Origin of the sequence: Marichromatium sp. AB32, assembly GCF_003718675.1 — a bacterium.
GTDB classification, from domain to species: Bacteria; Pseudomonadota; Gammaproteobacteria; order Chromatiales; family Chromatiaceae; genus Marichromatium; species Marichromatium gracile.
Map to the genome: position 1 here is coordinate 1 of NZ_RHFJ01000156.1, position 388 is coordinate 388.

Genomic DNA, 388 nt, shown 5'->3' on the forward strand with positions numbered 1-388 from the left:
TCATCATTGTGACGAACCATGCGACTCTTGGTGAAACTGACCAAGCAAACGGAACTTACGCGCCAGAGCTCACTCATGCCCTTAGCGAGCTACTAGGTGCAGGCTTCGATTACGACATTGCCTCTATCAAAGGTGGACAAGCACCACTGTACGGAACCGACATCGAAGGCGACGCAGTGAACGAGAAAATCTTGGCGGATGATGATTTCCAGAACCGCATCAACAACACGATTCCAGTGTCACAAATCAACGGTGACAACTATGATGCGATCTTCTATCCGGGTGGTTTTGGTCTTCTTTCAGACCTAGCGAGCAACGAAGATTTTGCCAAGATTTCTGCAAAACACTATGAAGATGGCGGTATTGTTGCAGCAGTTTGTCATGGTCC

1 protein-coding gene is annotated in these 388 nt (G+C 48.2%); it reads left to right on the forward strand.

Annotated elements, in window-relative coordinates:
* Positions 1-388, forward strand: a 388-nt coding sequence (locus EBL85_RS16955; protein WP_369964160.1) for a DJ-1/PfpI family protein, incomplete at both ends; no start/stop codon positions are given.